This window comes from Methylobacterium sp. B1 (assembly GCF_000333255.1).
GTDB classification, from domain to species: Bacteria; Pseudomonadota; Alphaproteobacteria; order Rhizobiales; family Beijerinckiaceae; genus Methylobacterium; species Methylobacterium fujisawaense.
Genome location: NZ_BACT01000755.1, coordinates 1 through 3,309, shown reverse-complemented (window position 1 = coordinate 3,309; position 3,309 = coordinate 1). Strand labels below are relative to the sequence as shown.

The window sequence follows — 3,309 nt, the reverse complement described above, 5'->3', positions numbered from 1 at the left end:
CGGCAGNAACGCGCCCCCCAGCCGATATTTCGCAGCGCCGAAGGATCGATCCAAGTGATTGATGGGCTTGGCGCTGCACTGCGATCCCCCGGCGATGTCGTGCGAGGTGCCCCTGTGCCGGAAAAATGGCTATTGACGGCTCGGCAAGACGGGCGCAGTCTCCACCTGTGCTTGGCGAAAGCCGGCACCGACCGGACGGAAACCTTGACGGTGTCAGGTTTCGTAAGACGTCCGGTTGCCGGAAGCTGGAGGAGACAGGGATGACTCCACCGCAGCGGAAAGCCGCCTAGACGGTTCAGGGACAGGTTCGGCCCGGAACTTAGCGGCAGCACACGGACAGCCGGACGGACGCGGCTCCAGGGGCGCAGAAGCGGCCAATTATGGCGCGCCTTCGAACACGCAAAATGCCCCACTTTGAGCCGTTCCGCCGCGGTTTCCCTAAGACAGAAGCTGTTGGTCCATCGCCTGCCCGGCCTCGCCGTGGCGGGATTTCGTCGCGGCCCCGAGGGCGGCCGGCTCACCGCCTGTCTGCGCGGAGCTGAGCCCACCGGTGGTCTCGTCCGCCGGTCAGGCCGGAACCGCGTAGCTGAGCCCGGAAGGCAGGCCTGCCGTCACGACGCGATCTTGCACCGACGGTGGTTCGAGCGCCCGGGCGCGCCGTCCGCGCTCCGGGTCAGTCGACCTGCGATGTCGCCGCGCCGATGGCTCGGCCCACACGCGATATCCCAGAGCTGGCCTGCTTCGCGCCGCTCGGGCCATCGGGTGTCAATCGATCCCGAGCTTCGCCTTGAGCAGCGCGTTCACCGCCGCGGGATTTGCCTTGCCGCCCGTGGCCTTCATGGTCTGGCCGACGAACCAGCCCAGCAGAGTCGGCTTCTCCTTGGCCTGGGCGACCTTGTCGGGATTGGCCGCGATGATCTGATCCACCGCCGCCTCGATGGCGCCCGTGTCGGTCACCTGCTTCATGCCGCGGCTCTCGACGATGGCGCGCGGGTCGCCGCCCTCGGTCCAGACGATCTCGAACAGGTCCTTGGCGATCTTGCCGGAGATCACGCCCTCGCCGATCAGGTCGATGATCGCGCCGAGCTGGTCCGCCGAGACCGGCGTCGATTCGATGGACAGGCCCTCCTTGTTGAGGCGCCCGAACAGCTCGTTGATCACCCAATTGGCCGCGGCCTTGCCGTCCCGGCCCTTGGCCACCGCCTCGTAGTAGTCGGCAGAGGCACGCTCGGCGACCAGCACGCCGGCGTCGTAGGGCGAGAGGCCGAACGCGGAGACGAACCGCGCCTTCTTGGCATCCGGCAGCTCGGGCAGCCCCTCGGCCAGGGTGTCGACATAGGCCTGGTCGAATTCGAGCGGCAGCAGGTCCGGATCGGGGAAGTAGCGATAATCGTGCGCCTCTTCCTTGGAGCGCATCGAGCGCGTCTCGCCCTTGGTCGGGTCGAAAAGGCGCGTCTCCTGGTCGATCTTTCCACCGTCCTCGAGGATGGCGATCTGGCGCCGCGCCTCGGTCTCGATCGCCTGCCCGATGAAGCGGATCGAGTTGACGTTCTTGATCTCACAGCGGGTGCCCAGCGGCTCGCCGGGGCGGCGCACCGAGACGTTCACGTCGGCGCGGAGCGATCCCTTCTCCATGTCGCCGTCGCAGGTGCCGAGGTAGCGCAGGATCGTGCGCAGCTTGGTCACGTAGGCCTTCGCCTCCTCGGAGGAGCGCAGGTCGGGCCGGGAGACGATCTCCATCAGCGCCACGCCCGAGCGGTTGAGGTCCACGAAGCTCCGGGTCGGGTCCTGATCGTGCAGCGACTTGCCGGCATCCTGCTCGAGGTGCAGGCGCTCGATGCCCACGGTGATCGACGCACCGTCGGGCAGATCCACGAGAACTTCGCCCTCGCCGACGATCGGATCCTTGTACTGCGAGATCTGATAGCCCTGGGGCAGATCCGGGTAGAAATAGTTCTTCCTGTCGAACACCGACCGCAGGTTGATCTTGGCCTTCAGGCCGAGGCCGGTGCGCACCGCCTGGGCCACGCATTCCGCATTGATCACCGGCAGCATCCCGGGCATCGCGGCATCGACCAGGGAGACGTGGTCGTTGGGTTCCCCGCCGAATTCCGTCGAGGCGCCGGAGAACAGCTTCGCCCGGCTGGACACCTGGGCGTGGATCTCCATGCCGACGATCACCTCCCAATCGTGGAGGCCGCCCTTGATCAGCTTCTTGGGGTCGACGGGTGCGTTCATGGTCGTCCGGGCCGAGAAAAGGAGCTTGGCGTGATCCCCCCACCCACGCCCTCATCCTGAGGTGCTGCGCAGCAGCCGCGAAGGAGGGCTCCAGGGATCGCGCGGCCGGCTGGAGGCCTCCGTCGAGGCCCGCTCACGCGGGCACCTCAGGATGAGGGCGCGGGTGGGCGTGGATGTCGTCCGGTCACTTACGGGCGGCGTCGCGAAAAGATCAAGCGCGGCGTCTGACCGCCTGCCGGGCGCCGTAGCCGAGGATGGCCCAGAGGAGAGCCGCGACGGCGCGCACCGGGAAAAAGGTCGGGCCGTCGCGGGTGATCGGCGCCGGCCAGGGGATGCCGGCGGCGCTGACCGCGTAGGAGAACAGCACCGAGAATCCGAGCGCCGCGATCGCCGCGATGAAGACCTTGCCGAACTGGCTGGCGGTCCAGCCGAGATAGACCGCCACCACGATCAGCGCCGGATCGAACCCGGCCCAGATCCAGATCGTCCAGGGGTAATAGGGGACGGTCATGACCACCACGGCTCGGGCAGGACGGTGCGGCCCGCCGCTTCCTCGATCACCTGCGCGACCGCGAACAGCGTTTCTTCGTCGAAGGGCCGGCCGATGAGCTGGAGGCCGAGGGGTAGGCCCTGGCCATCGAGCCCCGCCGGCACGGCGATGCCCGGGAGGCCCGCCATGTTCACCGTCACGGTGAACACGTCGTTGAGGTACATCTCCACCGGGTCGGCCGAGGCCTTCTCGCCGATGCCGAAGGCGGCCGACGGCGTCGCCGGCGTGAGGATCGCGTCGACTCCGGCGGCGTAGGCCGCCTCGAAGTCACGCTTGATCAGCGTGCGGATCTTCTGCGCGCGGACGTAATAGGCGTCGTAGTAGCCGGCCGAGAGCACGTAGGTGCCGATCATGATCCGGCGCTTTACCTCGCGGCCGAAGCCGGCGGCCCGGGTGTTCTCGTACATCCCGGCGATGTCCTTGCCGGGCACGCGCAGGCCGTAGCGGACGCCGTCGTAGCGCGCCAGATTCGAGGAGGCCTCCGCCGGGGCCACGATGTAGTAGGCCGGCAGCGCGTAGGC

General features: G+C 68.0%; 3 protein-coding genes. All 3 read right to left on the bottom strand.

Annotated elements, in window-relative coordinates; translation table 11 throughout:
* Positions 1 to 765: 765 nt before the first annotated feature.
* Positions 766 to 2,238, bottom strand: coding sequence for an Asp-tRNA(Asn)/Glu-tRNA(Gln) amidotransferase subunit GatB (gene gatB / locus I53_RS22120; RefSeq protein WP_043354733.1), 1,473 nt, complete (start codon positions 2,236 to 2,238; stop codon positions 766 to 768).
* A gap of 211 nt (positions 2,239 to 2,449) precedes the next feature.
* A complete protein-coding gene (locus tag I53_RS22115; protein WP_043354732.1) occupies positions 2,450 to 2,749 on the bottom strand; it encodes a hypothetical protein in 300 nt (99 codons plus the stop codon).
* The coding region (locus tag I53_RS22110) for an amidase family protein (RefSeq protein ID WP_043354730.1) at positions 2,746 to 3,309 on the bottom strand (564 nt) is incomplete at its 5' end. The genes I53_RS22110 and I53_RS22115, both read right to left, overlap by 4 nt.